The sequence below is a fragment of the Brachybacterium sp. SYSU DS0246 genome (genome assembly GCF_059391765.1).
In genome coordinates this window covers 63,882-86,659 of the sequence record NZ_JBZXYT010000012.1, presented here as the reverse complement: position 1 = coordinate 86,659, position 22,778 = coordinate 63,882, and the positions used below count along the sequence as shown (strand labels likewise).

19 protein-coding genes and 1 tRNA gene are annotated in these 22,778 nt (G+C 72.6%); 5 read left to right on the top strand and 15 right to left on the bottom strand.

Translation table 11 applies throughout. The features are described from left to right. Positions 1 to 22: 22 nt before the first annotated feature. From AC5020_RS07905 to AC5020_RS07895, 3 genes are all read right to left on the bottom strand, one after another. Positions 23 to 412 carry a hypothetical protein gene (locus AC5020_RS07905; RefSeq protein ID WP_464987863.1) on the bottom strand — a complete coding sequence of 130 codons (390 nt, stop codon included), beginning with the start codon at positions 410 to 412 and terminating at the stop codon, positions 23 to 25. Positions 413 to 529: 117 nt separating this feature from the next. Next, a tRNA-Ser gene (locus AC5020_RS07900) sits at positions 530 to 614 on the bottom strand. 64 nt (positions 615 to 678) lie between these two features. Continuing rightward, complete coding sequence (locus AC5020_RS07895) at positions 679 to 1,506, bottom strand: universal stress protein (protein ID WP_464987862.1); 828 nt, start codon at positions 1,504 to 1,506, stop codon at positions 679 to 681. A gap of 108 nt (positions 1,507 to 1,614) precedes the next feature. On the opposite strand from AC5020_RS07895, the gene AC5020_RS07890 reads away from it, so the two are divergent. Further along, on the top strand, positions 1,615 to 3,198 hold the full coding sequence (locus AC5020_RS07890; protein WP_464987861.1) for a CehA/McbA family metallohydrolase: 1,584 nt from the start codon (positions 1,615 to 1,617) through the stop codon (positions 3,196 to 3,198). A gap of 37 nt (positions 3,199 to 3,235) precedes the next feature. Further along, positions 3,236 to 4,132, top strand: a complete 897-nt coding sequence (locus AC5020_RS07885; protein ID WP_464987860.1) for a dihydrodipicolinate synthase family protein — start codon at positions 3,236 to 3,238, stop codon at positions 4,130 to 4,132. Between the two features lie 50 nt (positions 4,133 to 4,182). Here the strand turns inward: AC5020_RS07885 and AC5020_RS07880 are convergent, their stop codons facing one another. Genes AC5020_RS07880 through AC5020_RS07840 form a run of 9 tightly spaced genes read right to left on the bottom strand, consistent with a single transcriptional unit; the run spans position 4,183 to position 13,676 of the window. Then, a complete protein-coding gene (locus AC5020_RS07880) occupies positions 4,183 to 5,478 on the bottom strand; it encodes a lipopolysaccharide biosynthesis protein (protein ID WP_464987859.1) in 1,296 nt (431 codons plus the stop codon). After that, positions 5,475 to 6,170 (bottom strand): PIG-L deacetylase family protein, encoded by a 696-nt coding sequence (locus AC5020_RS07875; protein WP_377792609.1) that lies wholly within the window; start codon positions 6,168 to 6,170, stop codon positions 5,475 to 5,477. Before AC5020_RS07875 ends, AC5020_RS07880 begins: the two co-directional genes overlap by 4 nt. Further along, positions 6,167 to 7,327, bottom strand: a complete 1,161-nt coding sequence (locus AC5020_RS07870) for a DegT/DnrJ/EryC1/StrS family aminotransferase (RefSeq protein ID WP_464987858.1) — start codon at positions 7,325 to 7,327, stop codon at positions 6,167 to 6,169. The genes AC5020_RS07875 and AC5020_RS07870 overlap by 4 nt, the downstream gene beginning before the upstream one ends. Continuing rightward, complete coding sequence (locus AC5020_RS07865; protein ID WP_464987857.1) at positions 7,328 to 8,515, bottom strand: polysaccharide biosynthesis protein; 1,188 nt, start codon at positions 8,513 to 8,515, stop codon at positions 7,328 to 7,330. Continuing rightward, positions 8,512 to 9,117, bottom strand: a complete 606-nt coding sequence (locus tag AC5020_RS07860) for a YveK family protein (RefSeq protein WP_464987856.1) — start codon at positions 9,115 to 9,117, stop codon at positions 8,512 to 8,514. Before AC5020_RS07860 ends, AC5020_RS07865 begins: the two co-directional genes overlap by 4 nt. Beyond that, positions 9,114 to 10,232, bottom strand: coding sequence for a glycosyltransferase (locus tag AC5020_RS07855; RefSeq protein WP_464987855.1), 1,119 nt, complete (start codon positions 10,230 to 10,232; stop codon positions 9,114 to 9,116). The genes AC5020_RS07860 and AC5020_RS07855 overlap by 4 nt, the downstream gene beginning before the upstream one ends. Beyond that, on the bottom strand, positions 10,229 to 11,284 hold the full coding sequence (locus AC5020_RS07850) for a hypothetical protein (RefSeq protein ID WP_464987854.1): 1,056 nt from the start codon (positions 11,282 to 11,284) through the stop codon (positions 10,229 to 10,231). Before AC5020_RS07850 ends, AC5020_RS07855 begins: the two co-directional genes overlap by 4 nt. After that, on the bottom strand, positions 11,281 to 12,339 hold the full coding sequence (locus AC5020_RS07845) for a glycosyltransferase family 4 protein (RefSeq protein ID WP_464987853.1): 1,059 nt from the start codon (positions 12,337 to 12,339) through the stop codon (positions 11,281 to 11,283). Before AC5020_RS07845 ends, AC5020_RS07850 begins: the two co-directional genes overlap by 4 nt. Next, positions 12,339 to 13,676, bottom strand: a complete 1,338-nt coding sequence (locus tag AC5020_RS07840) for a sugar transferase (RefSeq protein WP_464987852.1) — start codon at positions 13,674 to 13,676, stop codon at positions 12,339 to 12,341. The genes AC5020_RS07845 and AC5020_RS07840 overlap by 1 nt, the downstream gene beginning before the upstream one ends. Positions 13,677 to 13,909: 233 nt before the next feature. Here AC5020_RS07840 and AC5020_RS07835 point away from each other — a divergent pair, with 233 nt between their 5' ends. From AC5020_RS07835 to AC5020_RS07825, 3 genes are all read left to right on the top strand, one after another. Next, positions 13,910 to 16,795 (top strand): helix-turn-helix transcriptional regulator, encoded by a 2,886-nt coding sequence (locus AC5020_RS07835; protein WP_464987851.1) that lies wholly within the window; start codon positions 13,910 to 13,912, stop codon positions 16,793 to 16,795. Then, entirely contained in the window at positions 16,792 to 18,903 is a 2,112-nt protein-coding gene (locus tag AC5020_RS07830) for a S9 family peptidase (protein ID WP_464987850.1), read from the top strand. The genes AC5020_RS07835 and AC5020_RS07830 overlap by 4 nt, the downstream gene beginning before the upstream one ends. An 87-nt stretch (positions 18,904 to 18,990) precedes the next feature. Further along, positions 18,991 to 20,157 (top strand): endo-1,4-beta-xylanase, encoded by a 1,167-nt coding sequence (locus tag AC5020_RS07825; protein WP_464987849.1) that lies wholly within the window; start codon positions 18,991 to 18,993, stop codon positions 20,155 to 20,157. 17 nt (positions 20,158 to 20,174) lie between these two features. Here AC5020_RS07825 and AC5020_RS07820 read toward each other — a convergent pair whose 3' ends face one another. From AC5020_RS07820 to AC5020_RS07810, 3 genes are read right to left on the bottom strand one after another with little or no spacing between them, the layout of a single operon-like run. After that, positions 20,175 to 21,020, bottom strand: coding sequence for a MetQ/NlpA family ABC transporter substrate-binding protein (locus AC5020_RS07820; RefSeq protein ID WP_464987848.1), 846 nt, complete (start codon positions 21,018 to 21,020; stop codon positions 20,175 to 20,177). Between the two features lie 25 nt (positions 21,021 to 21,045). Then, positions 21,046 to 21,747 carry a methionine ABC transporter permease gene (locus AC5020_RS07815; RefSeq protein WP_377018794.1) on the bottom strand — a complete coding sequence of 234 codons (702 nt, stop codon included), beginning with the start codon at positions 21,745 to 21,747 and terminating at the stop codon, positions 21,046 to 21,048. Next, positions 21,744 to 22,772: a methionine ABC transporter ATP-binding protein gene (locus tag AC5020_RS07810; protein WP_464987847.1), complete on the bottom strand. Its 1,029-nt coding sequence runs from the start codon at positions 22,770 to 22,772 to the stop codon at positions 21,744 to 21,746. The genes AC5020_RS07815 and AC5020_RS07810 overlap by 4 nt, the downstream gene beginning before the upstream one ends. Between the last annotated feature and the right edge of the window lie 6 nt (positions 22,773 to 22,778).

The following is a 22,778-nucleotide window of genomic DNA, read 5'->3' as shown; positions in this document are numbered from 1 at the left end:
CGTGCCAGCTCCTCCGGATCCGCTAGCTCCCGGCGAGCAGCGCGACCGTGATCGCGAAGACCACGCCCGCGCCGACGAGCGCCCCGAGGGACCCGATGAGCACGCCCGGCCAGGGGGTGCGCCGCAGCAGCAGGACGCTCAGTCCTCCGCCGAGCAGCAGCAGTCCGCCCAGGGTCGGCGCGCCCAGCAGCAGCCCCACGAAGACCACCGTGTCCCGCGGGGTGAGGGCACACCCGAAACCGATGCCCTCACAGCGCCCGTCGGGATTCTCGTCCGGAGCGATCGCGAGACCCAGCGCGTACAGGATGAGCAGCAGCACCGCCCAGGCGAGCAACGTCAGCAGCACGGAGAGACCGCGCCGTCGAGACGACTGCTCCGAGGGCGGCGAGGACGGGTGCGGGGCCGGTTCCATGGACGGTCAATCTACGGCAGCGCGCGTGCTCGGTGCCGCTGCCCGCGGGCATGTGCACCCACGAATGCACTGAGCCGCGCCACCGTTCGTAAACGATGACGCGACTCAGGAAAAGGGCGGTAGCGGCGGGATTCGAACCCGCGGTACGTTTCCGTACACATCATTTCGAGTGATGCACCTTCGGCCGCTCGGACACGCTACCGCCAGACAGCTTAACCATCGCGCCATCTGCCGTTCAAACCCGACCGCCCTCGACGCGAGTCAGGTCACGTGCCGGATCCGTCGCACTGCCGGGCTACCATGACGTTCCCGGTGGCGTGCAGAAGCGTCGCGTGGGCAGTGGAGCCGAACGGCCCTCGGCTCACCCCGCGGTGGCCCATCACCAGGATGCGCGCCCCGGCGGCCGCGGTCAGCAGCGCGTCGGGCACCGAGCGGCCCTCGAGCAGTCCGGCGTCCACGGTGATCCCGTCGTGCCGGCCGCGCGCCCGCTGCACCGCCGCCTCGAGCAGCCCGTCGGCATCGGCCGCCGCTCCCCCGGCGCGCACATGGACGATGCGCAGCGCCGTGCCCCAGGCGGCGGCCAGGTCGGAGGCCGCGTCCACGGCCTCCTGGCCCGCCTCGGACCCGTCGACCGCGGCGAGCACGGGACCGGCCCGGTGCTGGTCGGAGCGGATGATCGCGACCGGACAGCCGGCGTCGTGGAGGATGCCGCGGCTGACGGAGCCCAGCAGGGTGCCCATCACGGCGCCGAGACCCCGGGTGCCGACGACGAGCAGATCGGCGGTCACCGAGACCTCGCCGAGCACGTCGCGGGGATTGCCGGGCAGCAGCTCGGTGCTCACGGCGATCTCGCGGGTCACGTCACTGACCGCGTCCACGGCGTCGTCCAGTACGCGCAGCGCCTGGTTGCGGGGGCCGGCGGGGTCCATCACGGGGACCCCTGTCATGCCGTGGCCCAGCATCGGCAGCGTCCAGGCGTGGACCAGTCGCAGCGGTCTGCGCGTGTCCCGGGCGAGCTCGGCGGCCCAGCGCACGGCGCCCGCCGACGCCGTCGTGTCGTCGTAGCCGACTACGATGCTTGCGGTGAAATCCATGGTCCACACCTCCCGTGCGGCCCTGCCTCGTGCCCCCAGGATACCGTTCACCGCGCCGCCGCCCACGATGCAGATCCAGGACACCTGCCGCGACTACGTTCAGCGAGCATGAACTCCTCCTCGCATGCCCCCTCCGCTCCGTCCGCACCGTCGCGTCGCACGCTGCTCACAGCGGCCGGCGCCGTCGCCGTCCTCGCCCCGCTGTCCTTCACCGGGCGTGCGGCCGCGGACCCGGGCGCCTCGGGCGACCCCGAGACCCGTACCCTGACCGGCCGTTTCGAGATCGGCGCCCCGGATTTCGCCGAGATCCCCGTCGAGGTCCCGCGCGGGGTCTCCCGCCTGCACGTGGCCTACTCCTACTCGAGCCCCGAGGTGCCCGACGGGACGCCGGGCAATGCGCTGGACATCGGCATCTTCGATCAGAACGGGACGAAACTGGGCGGACGCGGGTTCCGCGGCTGGTCCGGCGGGTTCCGCACCGAGTTCTTCCTCAGCCGCGCCGAGGCGACGCCCGGCTACATCGCCGGGGACATCGAGGAGGGCACCTGGAACGTGCTGCTCGCGCCGTACCAGGTGGCGCCCCAGGGCATGGACTACGAGGTGGTCGTCACCCTCACCTACGGCGACGCCGAGGAGGCCATCGAGCCGCAGTACCCGCCGCTGCAGGCCCCGGGCCGCGGGCGCGACTGGTACCGCGGCGACGCCCACCTGCACACCGTCCACTCCGATGGGAAGTACACACCCGAGCAGGTCGCGGCCGCGGCCCGCGAGGCGGGACTGGACTTCATCGTCTCCACTGATCACAACACCACCAGCTCTCACGGGGTGTGGGGCCCGCTGGCCGGTGATGACCTGCTCATCCTCACCGGTGAGGAGGTCACCACGCGCCACGGGCACTGGCTCGCCCTGGGGATGCCCGCCGGGGAGCTCGTCGAATGGCGCTACCGCAACCGGGACGACGAGTTCGACCGCTACCGCAAGCAGGTCCAGAAGACCGACGCCCTCGCCGTCTCGGCGCACCTGTACTGCCCGTGGATCGGGTGCGAGTGGAAGTTCGGCCTCGAGGATCTCGACGCCACCGAGGTATGGACCGGCCCCTGGGGCTGGGACGACGAGACCGCCGTGTCGACCTGGGCGAACCTCCTCGCCGAGTCCGCGCGCGGCAAGGGCGGCAAGCGTGGCGGAACGGGGTCGTGGTTGCCGGCGATGGGCAACAGCGACGCTCACAGCCCCGGCGACTCGGTCGGTTCGCCCCACAACGTGGTGCTGGCCGACGGTCTCTCCCGGGACGCGCTGCTGGCCGGCATCCGAGCCGGCCGCTCCTGGCTGGCCGAGTCGGCGGACATCGACCTGTCCCTCGTCGCCTCGGCCGGCGGGGCCGAGGCAGGCATCGGCGACCGGCTCGACGTCGACCGCGACGAGACGATCACCGTGACGCTGGAGGTCTCCGGGGTGCCCGACGGGACGGTGCGCCTGCTGACGGATCAGGGACAGCTGCTGCAGACGGTGCTGGCCGGGGACGGGCGCGGCACGATCACCTGGACCACGGCCGCCGAGGTCAGCGCCTTCGTGCGTGCCGAGGTGCGCCATCCGCTCGAGGACGGCTCCGCCGGTGGAACCACGATGGGGCCGACGGCGGGCTTCGGGGCGATGGCAGCGCTGACGAACCCGATCTGGCTCGGAGCGCTCTGACAGGACCACGGCGCAGCACCCCGGTAGGCTCCGTGCGATGACGATCAACGGTGTCCTGCCTGCCCTGCTCACCGCGTACGACGACGATGGAGCTGTCAGCGTCGAACGGACCCGGTCGCTCGTCGGCCGGCTCAACGAGGCCGGCGTCGACGGGCACTTCGTCACCGGGACCTCGGGCGAGTACTACCTGCTCAGCGTCGAGGAGCGGCTGCAGATCCTCGAGACCGTCGCAGACGTGGCGGACGGACGCGAGGTCGTCTTCCAGGTCGCCCACTCCGACCAGCGCGCCGTGCGGGAGCTCGCGCGGCGAGCCGCCGACAGCGGCGCCACGGCCATCAGCGCCTCCATCCCGATCTACTACGGCTATAGCGACGACTCGCTCGCCGCGTACTTCCGGGACGTGCGCGCATCCAGCAACCTGCCCCTCCTCGGCTACACGATCCCGGCCTCCACCGGCCGCACCCTCGGTGCCGACCTGATCTGCGACCTCGCCGCCGAAGGGGTCCTGGACGGGCTCAAGTACACCTCGAGCGACCTCGCGGTCCTCGCTCGGATCCGCGCACGGGTCCGCGACGACTTCTCGATCCTCATCGGTTCCGACGAGCTGCTGGTCGCGGCTCTGTCACAGGGCGCCGACGGTGCCATCGGCGCCACCTTCAACCTCGCCCCCAAGCTGTACACGGAGCTGTACCGCGCCGTCGGCGCCGGAGACCTCACCGAGGCGCGGCGCCTGCAGGCGATCGCCGTGGGGATGCTCGACGCCCTGGCCGGTGGCGGCGAGACGTTCCCGGCGCTGAAATCGGCCATGCGCTCCCGCGGCGTGGATGTCGGCCAGGCCCGCTTCCCCATGGCCCAGCACGACGGCGAGGACGACGCCCGGGTCGCCGCCGCCCTCGCCGAGGTCGACGGCCTCGCTGAGCACCTCATCGACTGAGTCCGCCTGACTCTGCCTGACTCCGCCGGCCCGGATCTGCGTGTCGCCGCTCAGATCCCCAGGTCGACGCGGCGAGCACGCCGGCCATGCGCGTCGGCCCCGGCCTGCGCACCCCGCACCCCGGCGGACCGCCGCCGCAGCAGGTCGTGCAGGAACAGAGTCGCCATCACGGTCTCGGTGACGATGAGTGCGAGCGTCGCGCCGACCGCACCGGCCCATAGGACGGCCGGGATGCAGAGCGCCACATGGACGACTGCGCCGATCGCGGTGAGGCGCGCGACCAGGCCGTACCGGTGCTCGGCGTTGGCGTGCAGCGTGAGCACCGTCGTGATCCCGGCGATCATGATCATGACGCCGACCAGGCGCGTCGGCCAGATCGCCCCGACCATGTCCGCACCGAGGTACCAGGGGATCACCCAGCCGGCCCCGATCGCCAGGCAGGCACCCGCCGTCCCGTACGCGGCCACGACCCCGAGGCTCACGAAGCGGCGCATCCCCGCCACGTTCCCCGCCGCCATACGCGGCAGCATCGCATCGACCACTCCCCGCATCACCCCGCGCACGGCATTGCCGAAGCGCTCGGCGGCGCCGAAGAAGGCCACCTGGGATGGCGCCGCGAAGGCGCCCAGGGCCAGCGAGCTCGTCGAGGCGGTGACCACCACGGTCGCATTGGAGACGAACAGCGGCGCCGAGTCCCGCAGCGCCGTCGTCACGCCCAGCCGGGTCACCCGCACCACGCGCGCCGATCCCCACACGCGCACGAGCAGCCACCAGGCGATCACCGCAGCGAGCGCCTGAGGGGCCAGCTGCCACGCGACGGCGAGATCCATGTGCGCCGGATCGCGCACGGTCAGCAGCAGACCGCCGAGGGCGATGATCCGCGACAGCGACATCACCAGGGCGAAGGTGAGCATGCGGCCCATCGCCTGCAGCATCCAGCCCGGGTACCAGGCGCCGGCGAGCACCAGCAGCAGGCCCAGCATCATCGCGCCCGCGTGCTCGTGCAGCCCGGGGACGACGAGGGTCACCGCGATCATCACGACCGTGCAGACCAGCCAGATCAGGGTCTTTGCCCACACCGTCTCCATGAGCACCTGCGACCGCTCCGCGACGGTGCGGGCGAGGCTGGCCCGGCGCAGCGCGCTGATGCTGAATCCGAAGTCGGTGACGTGGATGACGACCTGCAGCACTGCCAGCAGCAGCATCACCACGCCGAGGTCGGCGACCCCCAGCACCCGGGCCAGGAAGGGCAGCGAGACCAGGGGGTAGGCGAAGCTCGTGAGGTAGCCCAGGGCGATCGTCACCGCGTCCGTGCCGGCACGGCGCCGGGAGTCGGGCCCGTTCACCGTCCCATCACCGGCCCGACGGGGCTCACGGAGCGCACCACCTGGAAGGATTCGGCCGACGACAGCCCGACCTGGCTGCCGCGGAAGCCGGCCAAGGATTGCAGAGCCCGCGCCGACCGCGGCCCCGGGTCCGGCTGCAGCTGAGAGGCGAAGCAGCGGAAGGCATCGATCTTGGTCCGGACGGTCTCGGTGATGTCGACATGCCAGGACGGGGTGAACGTCGGCTCGGCCCCGGGAGCGTTCCAGAACGTCTCCGAGACGGTCTCGTACATGGCGACCGTCCGCAGATCCCGGCCGGCGCCGACGGGCCGGGTGACCACCATCGAGGCGTCGAACACGGTGCGGTGGTCGACGTGCCGGTCCGGGAACGGGATCAGCGCGAGCGTGGGCCGGTGCTCCTCGACCAGGGCCTGCAGCGGCCCGTTCAGCGTGGTCACGGCACCGCGCGAGAGCTCGACCGACGGCAGGTGCAGGAACTCCGAGACGGCGACACCGAGGAGCGCATGTGCCTCCCGCGCCTCCGCCTCGACCTCCTCGGCGATGCCGGCGGGGTACGTCGGCGGCAGATCCGAGCAGACCACGACGACGACCACCCTCCAGCCGTCGCCGGCCAACCGGGCGATGGTGCCGCCCGCTCCGAGCACCTCGTCATCCGGGTGCGGGGCGATCACGAGGGCGCAGGGTGCATTCATGCGGTCAGGGCTCCTTCCCGCCGCCGGTCACGGCTGCCGGTCAGCGACATCTCGATCCGGTCGCAGACCTCGTCGATCTCCCGCGGCGAGGACGCCGGGGAGCTGGGCACCACGAGGGTCGTCGCGAACAGCCGCTCGGCGGTGCCGTCGACCAGGCGGGGGAAGCGGGAGGGGTCGGCGCACAGCGGCTGGACGTGCAGGGGCGTGAACAGCCGGCGGGTCTCGATGCCGTGGCGACCGAGCTCGTCGCCCAGCTCACCGGCGACGATGCCCGAGTCCAGGACGAGCGCCGTGAGCCAGCAGTTGTCTCCGGCGTCGTCGCCACCGAGGATCCGCAGCCCGGGCACGCGTTCGCACAGCGCGCGGTAGCGCTCCCGATGGGCGCGGCGCGCGGCGAGGAACTCGTCGAGCCGCCCCAGCTGCGCCATCCCCAGCGCGGCCAGCACGTTCGAGAGCCGGTAGTTGAACCCGTGCTCGCGATGAAGGTAATGCGGGACGTCCTCCCGGGCCTGGGTGGACAGGAACAGCACCCGGTCGGCGAGTTCCTCGTCGTCGGTCAGGACCGCCCCGCCGGCGGAGGCGGTGATGATCTTGTTGCCGTTGAAGGAGACCGCCGCCGCGCGCCCCTGCGACCCGGCGGGACGCCCTGCCCGGGTGGCGCCGAGGGACTCCGCGGCATCGACCATCAGCTGCGCACCGTGCCGGGCGGCGATCGCCCCGAGGCGGTCATGATCGGCGACCTTGCCGTACACGTCCACCGGCAGCACCGCGGTGATCGGTCCGCCGACGCGAGCGGGATGCGCGAAGGCGGCGTCGACGAGCTCGGGTTCGAGGTTGCCGGTGTCGTCGCAGTCCACGAGCACCGGCGTCGCCCCGGTCTGCGAGATCGCGTTGAGGGTGGCGACGAACGTGAGGGTCGGGCAGATGACCCGGTCGCCGGGGCCGACGCCGGCGGCCAGCAGCTGCAGGTGGAGAGCGGCGGTGCCGGAGGCGACCGCGACGGCGCGGGCACGGCCGGTGCGCTCGGCCAGCGCCGCTTCGAAGCGTCGCAGGTCCGGGCCGGCGGGAGCGATCCAGCCGCCGGCGATCGCCTCGCCGACGGCTCTCTGCTCCGCAGGGCCGACGGTGGGGACGGACACAGGGATGCGCGGGCCCATTCAGCTCACCGCCATGATCTGCTGGGGCTCCGCGGCCGCCACGGCAGCCGGCTCGGGCGTGGTGAACAGCGGGTCGTACCCCGAGGGGATCATCAACTCGCGCACGTGATCGGACCACTCCTCGACGCCGGGCAGGGTGGCGGGGTCGATCGAGGCGCAGCGGACCCGGCTGATGCCGTCGTGCTCGGTGCGATCGAGCTGCTCGTACTCGGAGAACAGCTCCTCGTGGAGCTTCTCCCCCGGCCGCAGGCCGGTGTACACGATCGCGCACTCGACGCCGGCGAGCTCCGCGATGGCGGTGGCGACGTCCACCATCCGCACCGGTCGGCCCATGTCGAGCACCAGGGTCTCCCCCGGCGCCCCGACGGTGACGGCGGAGAGCACCAGCGAGGAGGCCTGCGGGATCGTCATCACGAACCGCGAGACCTCGGGGTGGGTGATGGTCAGCGGGCCGCCGCGGCGCACCTGCTCCACGAACGTGGGCACCACGGAGCCGCGCGATCCCAGCACGTTGCCGAACCGCACCGAGACGAACGGCAGGCCGGTGCGCTCGGCGTAATGCGCGGTCAGCGCCTCGGCGACCCGCTTGGAGCGGCCCAGCACGCTGGTCGGGCTGGCGGCCTTGTCGGTCGAGATGTTCACCAGCCGCTCGGCCCCGTGGCGGGTCGCGGCCTCGAGCACGTTCCGGGTCCCGTGCACGTTGGTCATCCAGGCCTCCCGCGGGTAGCGCTGCAGCAGCGGGAGGTGCTTGAGCGCGGCGGCGTGGACCACCAGCTGGGGCCGGTGCTCGGCGAAGACCGCGTCCAGGGCGCGGGGATCGCGGATGTCGGCGAGGACGGTGTCGGGCGTGTCCAGCAGGGCGGCGCCGTTCATCGACATCTGCAGCTCGTGCAGCGCTGACTCATCGCGGTCCAGCAGGGACAGCCGGGCGGGATCGAGGCCGCGCAGCTGGCGGCACAGCTCCGATCCGATGGAGCCGCCGGCGCCGGTGACCAGCACGCGCTTGCCGGCGACCAGCTCGCGCACCGGGCCGAGGTCCGGCGCCCTGGTGGTGTGGCCGTTCAGTGCTGTGAGCCGGCTGGTCAGGGCGGACATGTCGAGTCCGAAGGGGGTCAGCGGGCTCGTGGTGGCGGGGTCGCGGTCGAGGGAGTCGGGGCCGTGTCCACGGCCGAGCAGTCTGAGAATCATGACGAGAGTCCTTCCTGGCGGCGGGGAGTGAGGGCGAGAGCGAGGAGCAGCGGGACGGTGAGACCGGCGAGCGCTCCGGCGGGCAGGATGATGAGGGGGTCGGGGTCCTCGGGACCGGTGGGCAGGGTCGCCTCCTGGACGAGGGTCGCGGTGACCTCGATGGAGTCGGTCGAGGTGCTTTCGATGGAGGTGGCCAGCGCCGTCGCTGCGGCGTCGGCCGTGTCCTGCGCCTCGGCCGCGGTGTCACCGGTGCCGGTGATGGACAGGACCATCGAGCCCGGCGTCGCCCCGTAGGACACGCTCGACTCGATCTGGTCGCGGGAGAGGTCCTGGCCGAGCAGTTCGCGGATGTCCTGGTGGACCGCATCTGCGCGACCGAGATCGACATAGGTGGGCAGCCGTTCATCGACGAAGACCGTCGCGCTGAAGCCCGCGACGTCGCCGCCGGGCATCTCGGCCTCCACCAGCACCCCGGCCTCCGAGCTGTAGGTCCTCGGCAGCAGGGCCAGGGCGATGCCCGCGACCACGAGGCCGATGACCAGCCCGATCAGCAGCCACGCCCATCGGATGCGCAGCACCTCCCAGAATCTCTCCGACGTCATGCTGATTCCTCTCCGATAGGTACGCCGACCTGGCGATAGGCCGCGAAGGAGTCCTCCGCGAGATGGGTGAGGCCGAAGCAGGCACGCACCCGGGCCCGGGCGGTCTCGCCCAGGGCCCGACGTCGTGCCGGATCAGCGGCCAGCTCGCCGAGGGCCTGCAGCAGGCCCTCGGCGTCCGCGCGCAGCAGCCCGGTGACGCCGTCGATGACCACGTCGGCCATGCCGGTCACGTCATGGGCGAGGACGGGGACACCGAGCGCCTGCGCCTCGAGCACCGCGATCGGCAGCCCTTCACCGGCGCTGGTGAACAGCAGGACGTCGGCCCGGGAGAGCTCGGCGAGCAGCGCGTCCCGGTCCAGCCAGCCGCTGACCTCGACGTCCGGGCCCAGCAGGTCGCGCTCGCCCTCCCCCAGCCAGCGGAAGACGGTTCCGGGATGCTGCTCATGCCAGCCGCGCGCGACGGCGTCGAACTCGCGGGGCCGCTTCTGGGCGGCGATCCGGCCGACGTGGACGACGCGCAGGTCGCCGCCGGATGCGGCCCCGACCTCGGGCCGGGGCAGGGCGGCGAGCTGCTCGGCGTCGACCCGGTTGCGCAGCACGGCGGTGCGGGCGCGGGGCAGGACCCGCTGCGCCAGGCGCTCCTCGGTCTCGGAGACCAGCAGCAGGCGCGGGCCCAGCAGGGTCCCGGCCCGCTCCAGGGCCGTCAGCACCCGGCGGTGCAGGGTGCCGGCGTCGCTGCGGTCGAACGCGAAGCAGTGGGGGCTGTAGACGGTGCGATCCCGGTGCCCGGTCAGCACCGCCACGGTCCGCCCGATCATCCCGGTGCGGGAGGAGTGGAGGTGGACCAGCACGTCCCGTCGGCCCGTGAGCTCGGCCGTGGCGCGCACCAGCAGGGCCGGCAGGGCGGTGCGGGGGCTGCGGCTCCAGCGGAGCACAGTGACGCGGTCCCCGGCGAGCGCCTGGATCCGTTCCGGGGAGGGCGAATCGTGGCGGGGGACGTAGGCGAGGGTGACGTCGATCCCCGGCACGGCGCTCTGGGCGCGGGCGAAGGTGGTCACGGCGGCGAGCACGCCGGAGGAGGCGGCATCGGTGATGTGCAGGATCGACGAGGTCATGACCGCCCCCGATGCAGGTGCACCATGAGGACCAGCGGGAGCAGCGGGGTCAGGTGCTTGAGCGCGGAGCCGTAGTCCGGCTCGAACAGCGCCTGGACCACGAGGAAGGCGAGCAGCAGGGAGGCGGCGCGGGTGGCTCGCGGGGAGCGGGCGCCGACGAAGCGCCCACCGAGGACGGGCACCAGCACCAGCGCCCACACCACGACGATCGCGATGCCGCTGGCCAGATGGAAGGCGTCCCCGGAGACCAGCAGCTGCACGGGCACCACCATCAGCGCGAGCATGGCCAGTGCCGCGAGCACGCCGAGGGCCCCGCGGGCGTCCGGGGCCACGCTCTGGATCAGGGTGTTGACCTGCTCGCCGGCGCGCTCGGCGTTCGACCACTCGCGCGCCCCCTGCAGCCCGTGCCCGAGCACCGCCTGGAACAGGGGCTGGAGCACCGCGTAGGCGGCGGCGGGCAGGGCGACCAGCAGCAGCGGGTGGGCGGTGCGCGGCAGCAGGATCCGCCAGCCGATGTACATCACGGCGATGATCAGCCAGTACGGGCGCAGCGTGGCCCCGTAGGCGAGCGCTCCGCCGATCACGGCCAGCTCGCCCATGGCCGTGCTGAGCCGGCCGCGCCCGTCGGGGATCACGACGACGAGCATCGCGACGCCCAGAGTGACCAGCTCCTTGGAGTACTGCGCGAGATAGGCCAGCGCCGGCACGAAGAAGGCCATGGTCACCAGCAGCGACGGCATCGAGAGCCGGGCGGTGCGCTCCCAGCCCACGGCGAGCAGGATTCCGCTGCAATAGAGCGCCACGCCGAGCAGTGCGGCCAGCGGCGGCGCCTCCCCGAGCCCGGCCAGCGCGTACAGATGGCCGACGCGCTCGAACGACTCGGCCTCGTCGACGAGGCTGCCGCCGTGGATCGTCAGCTGCAGCAGGCCGTCGTCCCAGAGGAAGTGCTCGGGGAGGTACGGCCTGATCCCGAGGGAGGCCATCAGCGCGCCGGCTGCGGCCAGAAGCACGAGGATCTGGTTGTCGATGCCTGCTTCACGGATCGCTCTCATGCCAGCACCTCGCAGGCGGCGGCGAACTCGTCGGCCATGGCGGTGGTGCGCACGTGGCGGGCCCGGTGGGACATCTCGGCCCAGGCGGCCGGGTCCTCGGCCAGCTCGAGCAGACGGGCGGCGGAGCGGGCGGCGTCGCCGTGGTGGTGCAGGGCGTGGTCGCCGTCGCGCGTGTCGGAGGCGAGGTCGCCGACGGGCGTGAGCAGACTGACCATCCCCGCGGCGAGCGCCTCGTGGGCCGCCATCGCGTAGCCCTCGAACTCGGAGGTCTGGATGAACACGTCGGCCTCGGCGGCGGCGCGGGCGATCGCGGCGCGATCGGCGGGACCGGTCAGCGTAACGGCGTCGGCGAGCCGCCGCCGGGTGATCTCGGCGCGCAGGTCCGCCAGGCCCCCGCTGTCGGGGCCGATGATGGTCAGGTGCGCCCCGGCGGGCGACTGCTCGCGCAGCTGCGCCAGGATCCCAAGGGCGACGTCCAGGCGCTTCTGCGGGGCGATCCGCCCCCAGGTCACCAGGCGCAGCTGTGCCCGCAGGGCGGGGGCGGCCGCGGTGTGGGCGGGCAGGGGCGCCGCGTCGGGACGCACGAGCACGGCGGGGTGGCGGGCGCCGGCGCGGCGCAGGATCGGCTCGGCGAGCAGGTCACGGGCGGCGATCGAGTCGCACAGCACGAGGTCGGCGCGCGGGAGGGCCCAGTGATGGACCAGCCGGTCCACGGGCTGGGTGAAGCGGGAGTTGTGGACCCAGATCGCCCACGGCCGTCTGCGCCCCAGTGCTCGGGCGAGGGCGCCGACAGCCACGCTGCGCCACAGGGAGGTGACCAGCACGTCGGGGTCCCAGCGGCGGATCTGGCGCAGCAGAGCGAGGGCGGAGAGCGGGGAGTTCAGGGCGGAGCCGGCGACGTCGGCGGTCAGGACGGCCTGGTCCGGGTCCGCCGCGGCGAGGACGGCGATGCGGTACTGGATCCGCTCGTGGTCGGCGAGCTCCTCCCGCAGGTGCGCGGCCGCGGATTCGACGCCGCCGACATGCGTGCTGTGGATCAGGTGCAGGATGCGCATCACACGGCTCCGTCGCTGGTCAGGACGGCCTTGAAGGTGCGCAGCAGGATCGTGAGGTCCAGCAGCGGTGACCAGTTGTGCGCGTAGTAGACGTCGAGCTCGCGAGCCTGCTCCCAGCTGAGCCGGGAGCGTCCCGAGACCTGCCACAGGCCGGTCATGCCGGGGCGGACCCCGAGGCGATGCTCGGCGTCGCCGTCGTAGAGGGCGACCTCCGCGGGCCGCTGCGGGCGGGGGCCCACCAGGCTCATGGTGCCCTCGAGCACGTTCAGCAGCTGCGGGAGCTCGTCGATCGAGCTGCGGCGCAGGAACGCTCCCAGGCGGGTCACCCGCGGGTCCGCGGAGACCTTGAACAGCGGGCGGCCGTCGGCGTTCTGCTCGCGCAGCAGGGCCTCGAGCTGCGCGTCGGCATCCTGGACCATGGTGCGGAACTTGTAGATCTGGAACGGCTTCCCGTCCAGACCGATGCGCTCCTGCCGGTAGAGGGCGGGACCGCCGTCCTCACGGCGGACCGCCAGGGCGGTTCCCAGCAGCACCGGGCCCAGCAGCACCAGCAGCGCCGCGGCGCCCAGCACGTCGAGGGCGCGCTTGCCCACCCGGGTGAGCAGGCCCGGACGCGGGGGCGTCAGCAACAGGCCGGGCCCGTGGGCCGTCATCAGCAGTTCGGTGCGCGAGCTGCGCACCCTGCCGGTGGGCTGGTGCAGGAGGAGCTCCACGCCGTCCCGGCGCAGCGCCCAGGCCAGCTGCTGCACGGTGCGGTCCGGGATGCCCGGCAGCAGCTCGACGCGGTCGGCGCCGCCGCGGGCCACGTCGTGCAGCACGGCGGCGACGACGACGTCGGGATCCTGGAGAGTCTCGGCGGAGAATCCGCGCACCCGCTGGGAGCGGCCGTGGCGGTGGCGGACGATCTCCGCCGCCGGGCAGACGATGATCGCCCGCGGCGGCACGGTACGATCGAGGACGAGACGCACCAGCGGCGTGCTGGCCCAGTGCGCGAGGGTCAGGGCGAGCAGCAGCACAGCCACGTCACCGCGCACGGCCTGCCCCCACAGGGCGGAGTGAGCGGCGAGGGCGGCGAGGGTGAACGCGGTCGCCACCAGCAGCGGCGCCGAACGGTGCCGCTCACCGCGGCGGATGTCGAAGGCATGAGTCGCCAGCGCCAGCACGAACCACGCGGCTCCCGCGCCGAGCACCAGGGGCTCGGTGCCCACCACGGCCAGGATGCCGGCGGTGAGCCCGGCCGCGATCAGCGCGGCCAGGCCCCGGCGCCGCAGTGGGGAGGTCAGGATCGGCCAGGGGAGAACGGGGTGCGAGGGCAGGGCAGATTGGATCGTGGACACGATTCCTCCGACTCGGCACGGAAAGGGATGCGGGCCCCGGCGACTGGCCCGGAGCACTCCCGCAACGTAGGCCTGCCGGGACCCGGATCACACCGGCTGGAGGCATAACCCGGTACGGGGTACGGGGAGAACCCGGTATTGAGGGGCGGGTACCCCTGTGCTGGGCACTGGGGTACCTGGTACTCTCCGTCCAGCTGATGCGGTCACGTGTCCAAAAACGGAATCGACCTGCCATGCCCACTGCTGACTCCGCACTCCCGCCGATCTACGGGCGCGACCTCGCCCTCGACAGCGCCCGCGAGCTCGCCACCCGGGTGCTCGGTTACAGCGCCCAGGCCCTCACCATCGAGGGGCCTCCCGGCATCGGGAAGTCCACACTGGTCAAGCGCATCGCCGCAGAGCTGCGCCACCAGCAGACCTGGCGCGTGCTGGTCATCTCGTGCATGCCCGGGGACGCGGCGTACCCCGGCGCCGTCGCCGATCGCATCGTGGCGTCGATCGAGGCGCCGGTGACCTCCACCGATCCGCTCGGGCGGATGATCGAGGCCTTCAACAGCGAGGCGATCGCCACCTGCCTGATCATCGAGGACGTGCAGTGGATCGACGACGCCACGGCCGAGGCCATGTGGCACATCGCGGAGACCTACCAGAGGGCCCGGGCGTTCTTCATCGTCACCGCCCGCACGGGCAGCTCGTCGTTCTTCGACCGCATCAGGTCCATCGCGACGACGGAGGTGCACGGCAGCCACCTCACCCTGCACCCGCTGGACGAGACCGCGATCAAGCATTTCGCCGGCGACAAGCTCGGCGTGCCCGTCCCCGATGAGTTCGCCGCGCGTCTGCACGGCGCGACCGGCGGCTCCCCGCTGCACGTCGCCATCGTGCTGGACCGGCTGATGGCCGCCGGTCCCGGCGAACGCGATCTGGAACTGGCGATCAGGAGCCTCGAGACCGACGTCTCGCAGCGGGCGGGCCGGTTCGACCGCGCCGTCCCGCAGATCCTCGTCGACGCCGACCCCTCCACCCGCGCCGTCCTCGAGCTGCTGAGCTTCGCGGACACCACGCTGCCGTCCTCGCTCCTGGACGAGGCGCTCGAGTCGCAGGGGCTGGCGCCCTTCTGCGAGCCCACGCTGCTGGCGACCGGGCTGGTCACCCTCGTGGACGAGGATCATGTCCGGCTGGTGCACGCCATGGTCGCGCGGGCGATCCGGTTCGCCACGCAGCGCAACCGCCGGGCCGTCGTGCACGCGGTGCTCGCCGAGCACGGCACCCGCGCGGAGCGGCTGCGGCACCGTCTCGCCCTGCTGAGCAGGCCGCCGTCCCCGCAGGCGACCACGGAGCTCGTCGGCGAGCTCGCGGAGGAGGGCTACGCGGCCCTCGAACGCCACTCGTTCGACGTGGCCTTCGAGATGCTCGCCGCCGCCTCCTCCTTCACCCCCGACCCCGATCTGGTGGCCGCCGCGACCCGCGCGGCGGTCTCCGCGCACCGTCCCGCTCTGCTGCGGCAGCTCGGAGCCTCGGCACTCGCCGCCGCCGACCCGCAGGTGCGCGGCGCCATCCAGACGCTGCTGGCCATCGAGGACCATTCGCTCGCCGACAGCGTCCGCCACCTCGAGACGGCACTGCGCGCGCCCCGCTCCACGGACGGCACCCTGCTGCTCGGCCACGCCGCCTCCTGGGCCGCGCGCCTGGCAGGATCCCTCGGGGAGTTCCACGTCGGCCGGCACGCCTTCGACGTCGTCGTGGACCAGCTCGCCGAGCTGCCCGACGCCCCGCCGGCGGAGGTCGCCAGCCTGCGCGGCATCCTGCGCTGCTGGGCACTGTTCGCCGATGGCGACGGGTCGTCCCGAGCCGGCATCACGGCCGACATGACCGCGATCGCCGAGGAGCTGGCCGCCACGCCGGGCACCGAGCCCGCGCAGCTGGCCATCAGGAGGATCATCGGCTCCCTGCTGCACCGCCAGGGCCATCCGGGCACCGCCCGCGAGCTGCTGGTGACCTCGTTCTCCTCGTCCGCGGAGGGCGCGTTCGCCATCCACACGCAGATGTGCCTGGCACTCATGCACTTCGACGCCGGGCTCCTCGACGAAGCGCACGACGCGGCGCTGCACGCCCTGGGCGGGACCCTGCTGACCTCCGAGGACGCCGGCGCCCTGTTCGCCTACGCCGTCGCCGCGCTCACCGCCGGCATGCGCGGCGAGACCGATCGTGCCCAGCGCTTCCTCCGGCGCATCGACGGCTCGCCCTCCGCCCTGCGCACGACCACCGGTCTGACCGCGGTGGAGGAGCTGGCACGGGCCTGGCACGCCGTGCGCGCGGGAGACGACGCGGCGGCGACCGAGCACCTGCAGACGATCGACGAGAACGTCTCCGGCTGGCGGCTGGTCGGCCTGGCCCCGGCGATGATCCTCGCGCGGTCCCTGGCCGCGACGGGGCGCACCGGCGAGCTGCCCACGCTCATCGACCGCATCGAGGACCCCGCGATCCCCTACGCCGAGCGGGCCCGCGCGGGCATCGCCTCGTACGCGCGGGCGCTGCTGGCGGCCTCGCGCGGGGACCGGGAGGACGCGGCCCGTCGGCACCTCGACGCGGTCGAGCACTTCGACGCCGTGCCGCCGCTGCGCCCCTCCCTCGCCGGCCTGCCCGGCGGCGGGCTGCGCCTGTACCGCGCCTTCGCGGCGCTGGACGCCGCCCGTCACGTCTTCTCCGACGCCGGCGCCTCCGCCGCGGCGAGGGAGCGCGCCCGGCTGCTGGCCACCCAGGCGGCGAACGCCTTCGCCCGGTCCGGGCTGGAGCGGCTCACCGCGCAGGCGAACAGCCTCGCCGTGCCGGCGGCGCCGGTGGAGGACCAGCCGGAGCGCCCTGCATCGCGCAGCTCCCTGCCCCCGGTGCTCGCCTACCTCACCAAGCGGGAGCAGCAGATCGCGATCATGGTGGGCGAGGGCCTCAGCAACCGGGAGATCGCCGAGTCGCTGTACATCTCCGTGCGCACGGTCGAGTACCACGTGCGCAACACGCTCGCCAAGCTCCGACTCTCCTCGCGGGTCGAGCTGCGCCGCATCGTGCGCGGTCCGCACCACGGCGAGCACAGGGAGGAGCCCGTAGGCTCGCGTCCATGACCGACGCTCTGCCCACGCCGCCCGTCCCGCCGCGCCGTCCCACCGAGCGGATCGTCCACGGCGACACCGTCATCGATCCCTACGCGTGGATGCGCGACAAGACGGACCCTGAGGTCATCACGCACCTGGAGGCGGAGAACGCCTACGCCGACGCCCGCACCGCGCACCTGGCCGGGCTGCGAGAGGCCCTGGTCGGGGAGTTCGTCGGCCACACCCAGGAGACGGACCTGTCCGTCCCGGTGCGCCGGGATCACTGGTGGTACATCACCCGCACCACGGCCGGCAACGACTATCCCGCCTTCACGCGGGTCGCGGACACCGGCTCGATGCCGCAGGTGGAGCCGGGCACCATGCTCGAGGGTGAGCAGGTGCTGCTGGATGCGCAGGCCGAGGCCGCCGGCGCGGAGTTCTACTCCCTCGGCGGGCTCGCCCCCTCCCCCGACCACTCCCTGCTCGCCTACGCCGTGGACACGGCCGGCGATGAGCGCTTCACGATCCGCATCAAGAACCTGAGCTCCGGGGAGATCGTCGACGAGGCGGTCACCGGGGCCGGCTACGGCCTGGCCTTCTCGGCCGATCAGCAGTGGCTGTTCTACGCCCGCGTGGACGAGGCCTGGCGTCAGCACCAGATCTGGCGCCATCGCCTCGGTGCGGCGGCGGAGACCGACGAGCTCGTCCTCGAGGAGAGCGATGAGCGGTTCATGATCGGCTTCGACCGCTCCCGCGACGGCTCCACTCTCGTGATCCAGGCGGGGTCGACGACGACGTCGGAGGCCTGGCTGCTGGACCTGGCCGACCCCACCTCGGCGCCGCGTCCCGCGGGCGGCCGACGCGACGGCGTGGACTACACCCTCGAGCACGCCGGGGACCGCCTGCTGATCGTGCACAACGCGAGCACCGAAGGTTTCGCCCTGGCCGAGGCGCCGCTGCAGGACCCGTCGGCCTGGACGGACCTCCTGGTCCCGGGCGAGGGCGAGCGCCTGCTCGCGGTCGAGGCCTTCGCCTCCTTCGCGGCGCTCGAGCTGCGCAGCGGCGGGCTCGCGAGCGTGCGGCTCCTGCCCCGCCGGGCCGACGGGTCGTTCGACCTCGAGGCCGCGCGGGAGGTCAGCCACGGGGGCGAGCTGGACACCGTCGAGCTCGACGCGAACCCGAACTGGGACCAGACCTCGCTGCGGTACGAGCTCACCAGCCTGCTCACCCCGCCCACCATCGCCGAGGTCGACGTCGCCGGGGGCGAGGTCAGCGTCCTGCGCCGCACCCCGGTGCCGAACTACGACCCGGAGCTGTACGTGGAGCGGCGGGAGTGGGCGCGAGCGGCCGACGGCACCGCGATCCCGATCTCCCTGGTGGCCCGGCGGGAGGTCCCGGCCGACGGGACCGCCCCCGGCTACCTGTACGGCTACGGCTCCTACGAGGTCTCCGTGGACCCCTCCTTCGTGCCCACCCGGCTCTCGCTGCTGGACCGCGGCGTGGTGGTCGCCATCGCCCATGTGCGCGGCGGCGGGGAGATGGGCCGGGCCTGGTACGAGCACGGCAAGCTGCTGGAGAAGAAGAACACCTTCAGCGACTTCGTCGCCGCGGCCGAGCATCTGGTCGAGACGGGGCTGGTGGCCCCGGACCGGCTCGCCGCCGAAGGGCGCAGCGCCGGCGGACTGCTCATGGGCGCCGTCGCCAACCTCGCCCCGGAGCGGTTCCGGGCCATCATCGCGGGGGTCCCGTTCGTCGACACCCTGACCACGATCCTGGACCCGTCGCTGCCGCTGACGGTGGGCGAGTGGGAGGAGTGGGGCAACCCCGTCGACAGCGCCGAGGTGTACCGGTACATGAAGGAGTACACCCCCTACGAGAACGTGCGCGCGGTGGACTACCCCGCGATCTTCGCCGCCACCTCCCTGAATGACACCCGCGTCTTCTTCGTGGAGCCCGCGAAGTGGATCGCGCGGCTGCGCGAGACGGTGACCTCGGATCCGGCCGAGCGCCCGATCCTGTTCCGCTGCGAGATGGTGGCCGGGCACGGCGGGCGGTCGGGCCGCTACCGCAAGTGGGAGCAGCGGGCCGACGAGCTGGCCTGGCTGCTCGACCAGCTCGGGGCCACGGAGCTGCTGTGACTCCTTGACACGTAATGCACGTCACCTTACGCTCACGGCGAGGCGAAACCGTATCGAAAGTTTTCGCCAGTCGACGAAGGAGACGACATGAACCGACGCCAGATTCTCACCGCCGGCGCCCTGGGTGCCGGGGCCCTGGCCGCGGTGCCCGCCGCCGCACAGGCCAGAGGCCCGAAGCAGGACGACCGGGGCAAGCGCACCCCGCCCGGCCTCGCGAAGAAGGACACCCTCGCTTTCGCCGCGGGGACGACGCTGAAGATCGGCTCCGCCGTGGCCGGCGGCGGACACCACACCAGCCAGCCGTACCCGCCGCCATTCACCGACGACGAGACCTACCGCGAGCACCTCGCGACCGAGTTCACCTCGCTCTCGGCCGAGAACCAGATGAAGTGGGACCACCTGCGCCCGGACCGCGACACCTTCGCCTTCGCCGATGCCGACGCGATCATGGACTTCGCCACCGAGCACGGCCAGGACGTGCGCGGGCACACCCTGCTGTGGCACAGCCAGAACCCTGCCTGGCTCGAGGAGGGCGACTTCAGCGCCGACGAACTGCGCGCGCTGCTGAAGGAGCACATCGACACGGTCGTCGGCCGCTACCGGGGCCGGATCTCCCAGTGGGACGTGGCCAACGAGATCTTCGACGACGACGGCAACCTGCGCACCAGCGACAACATCTGGATCCGCGAGCTCGGCGTCGAGATCGTCGCCGACGCGTTCCGCTGGGCGCGCGCCGCCGACCCGGGCGCCCTGCTGTTCTTCAACGACTACAACGTCGACGGGATCAATGCCAAGTCCGACGCGTACTACGCGCTGATCCCGGACCTGCTGGCCGACGGGGTGCCCGTGGACGGCTTCTCCACCCAGGGGCACCTGTCAATCGAGTACGGGTTCCCCGGCGACCTCACCGAGAACCTGCAGCGCTTCGCGGATCTCGGGCTGCACACCGCCGTCACCGAGCTCGACGTGCGCATGCCGCTGCCGGACGGCGCCGAGCCCACCGAGGCCCAGCTCGCCCAGCAGGCGGACTACTACCGCCGCGTCACCGAGGCCGCGCTCGCGGTGGACGGCTGCGACTCCCTGACCCTGTGGGGCTTCGTCGACACCTACTCCTGGGTGCCGGCGACCTTCGAGGGCCAGGGAGCCGCCTGCGTGCTGTGGGAGGACTACACCCGCAAGCCCGCCTATCACGCCGTCCAGGATGCCCTCGCCGAGGCCAGCGGCCGCGCGGACCACCCGGCTCTGCGGGACTGAGGACGAGCGGGCGCGGATCAGAACGCCGGGATGATGGCTCCGCTGTAGGTGTCCTCGATGAAGGTGCGCACGTCGTCGGAGTGCAGCAGCTCGTCGAGCGTCACCAGGGCCTCGTTCTCGGCGTCCTCGGTGCGGACCACCAGGAGGTTCGCGAACGGGTTGTCCTCGCCGGACTCGAGCACGAGGGCGTCCTCGGCCGGGTTCAGGTCCGCCTCCAGGGCGATGTTGCCGTTGATCACCGCGGCCGCGTAGTCGGCCAGGGTGCGCGGCAGCAGGGCGGCGTCGACCTCCGGGAACGTGAGGTTCTTGGGGTTGTCCTCGACGTCGTCCGGGGTGGCCTCGGTGGGCTCGACGCCCTCGGCGAGGGTCAGCAGCCCGTTCTCGGCGAGCAGCGCGAGGGCGCGGCCGCGGTTGGTGGGGTCGTTGGGCACCGCCACCTCGTCGCCGTCGGCCAGGTCATCGAGGCTGGTCAGCGAGTCGGCGAAGACGCCCAGCGGCTCGATGTGCACGCCCTCGAAGGGGGTGAGTTCGTAGCCGTTCTCCTCCATCTCGGTCTCGAGGTAGGGCAGGTGCTGGAAGAAGTTCGCCTCGACCTCGCCGTCGCTGAGCAGGCGGTTGGGGATCTTGTAGTCCGTGACCTCCTCGATCTCGATCTCCAGGCCGGCGTCGGCGGCGAGGTTGTCCTGGATGAAAGCGAGGATCTCGGCGTGGGGCTGCGGGGAGGCGGCCACCCGCAGGGTGGTCACGCCGCTCTCGTCGGCCGTGGGGCTCTCCCCCTGGGAGCCTGCGCCGCAGGCCGAGAGGGACAGGGCTGCCAGGCCGGCGCCGGAGGCGAACAGGGTGCGGCGGTTCAGGGTGCTCATGGTTTCTCCTGGGGTGGGATGCGGGTCAGGCGGTGCGGGCACGGTGGTCGACGGCTCGGGACAGGCGGGCGCCGATCATCTGCACGGCGACGACGATGATGATCAGCAGGATCACGGTGGCCACGGTGATCTCGGTCTGGTAGCCGGTGTAGCCGCGGTTGTAGGCGAGCTGACCGAGGCCGCCGCTGTTCACGGAGCCGGCCATGGCGGTGTAGCCGATCACGGCGATCGTGGTGGTGGTGATGGAGCCGATGATGCCGGGCAGGGCCTCGGGGATCAGCACCTGGCGGATGATCTGCCAGCGGCTCGCGCCCATCATCGACACGGCCTCGATCTTCCCGGCGGGGATCTCGCGCAGGTTCAGCTCGAACAGGCGGGCTGCGAAGGGGACCGCGGCGACGGTCAGGGCGAGCATCGCGGCGTTGGGGCCGGTGGAGCGGCCGACGATGAACGCAGTGACCGGGATCAGCGCGATGATGAGGATGAAGAAGGGGAACGAGCGCAGCACGTTGACCACGAAGCCGACGACCTGGTTGACCCCGCGCAGCCAGGTGGAGCGGGCGCCCTCGGTCTCGAACAGGGCGATGCCCAGCGGCAGCCCCAGCACCACGGTCAGGATCATGGTGCAAACGGTCATGTAGAGGGTGACGCCGACGGCCTGCCACAGGCCGTCCTCCCACTGCCACAGGATGGGGTTCTGCGCCCACTGCTGGAGGGTCTCGATCATGCCGCCACCTCCTCGGTGATGATCTGGGCGACGACGCCGGCCGACTCCAGCTCGCGCAGGAACGAGGCCAGGCCGTCGTGGCTGATGGGCCGCCCGGAGTCGTTGCGCAGCGCCAGCTGGACGCGGCCCACCTGGCGGCCGCCGATGGTCTCGATGGTGCCGGCGACGATCCCGGCGCGGGCGCCGTGCTGCTCGGCCAGGCGCACCAGGTCCTCGCTGGTGCGCAGCTCGGGCGAGTCGCCGTAGTTGCAGTTGACGATGGTGGCGTCGATGCCGGTGGGCACCGGCGGCAGCGGGATCAGCTCGGCGGCCAGCGGCCCGTGCGGGTCGGCGGCGACGTCGACCAGGTCCCCGCTCTGGGCGATCCGTCCGTCGGCCAGGAGGGTGACGGTCTCGCAGACCTCGCGCACCACGGCCATCTCGTGGGTGATGATCACGACGGTGATGCCGAGGCGTTCACGCAGGTCACGGATGAGGCGGAGGATCTGGCGGGTGGTGGCGCCGTCCAGTGCGCTGGTGGGCTCGTCGCACAGCAGCACCTTGGGCTCGGCGGCGAGGCCGCGGGCGATGCCGACGCGCTGGATCTGCCCGCCGGAGAGCTGGGCGGGATAGTTGTGCTCGCGACCGGTCAGGCCCACGAGCTCGACCAGCTCGGCCACGCGCTGCCGGCGGCGTTCGCGGGGCACCCCGGCGATCTCCAGCGGGTGGGCGATGTTCTGGGCGGCGGTGCGGGAGTCCAGCAGGTTCGCGTGCTGGAAGACCATGCCGATGTTGCGGCGGGCGGCGCGGAGCCGGGCCCCCTCGAGGGCGGCGACGTCGGTGCCATCGACCTCCACCCGGCCCGAGGTGGGCTTCTCCAGTCCGGTCAGGCAGCGGATGAGGGTGGATTTGCCGGCGCCGGAGCGGCCGACGATGCCGTGGACCCTGCCGGCGTCCAGCTGCAGATCGATGCCGTCGAGCGCGGCGACAGAGCCTCCCCCGCCGGGCGCGGGGAAGACCTTCGTGAGGCCGTCGAGAGTGATCACACTCGG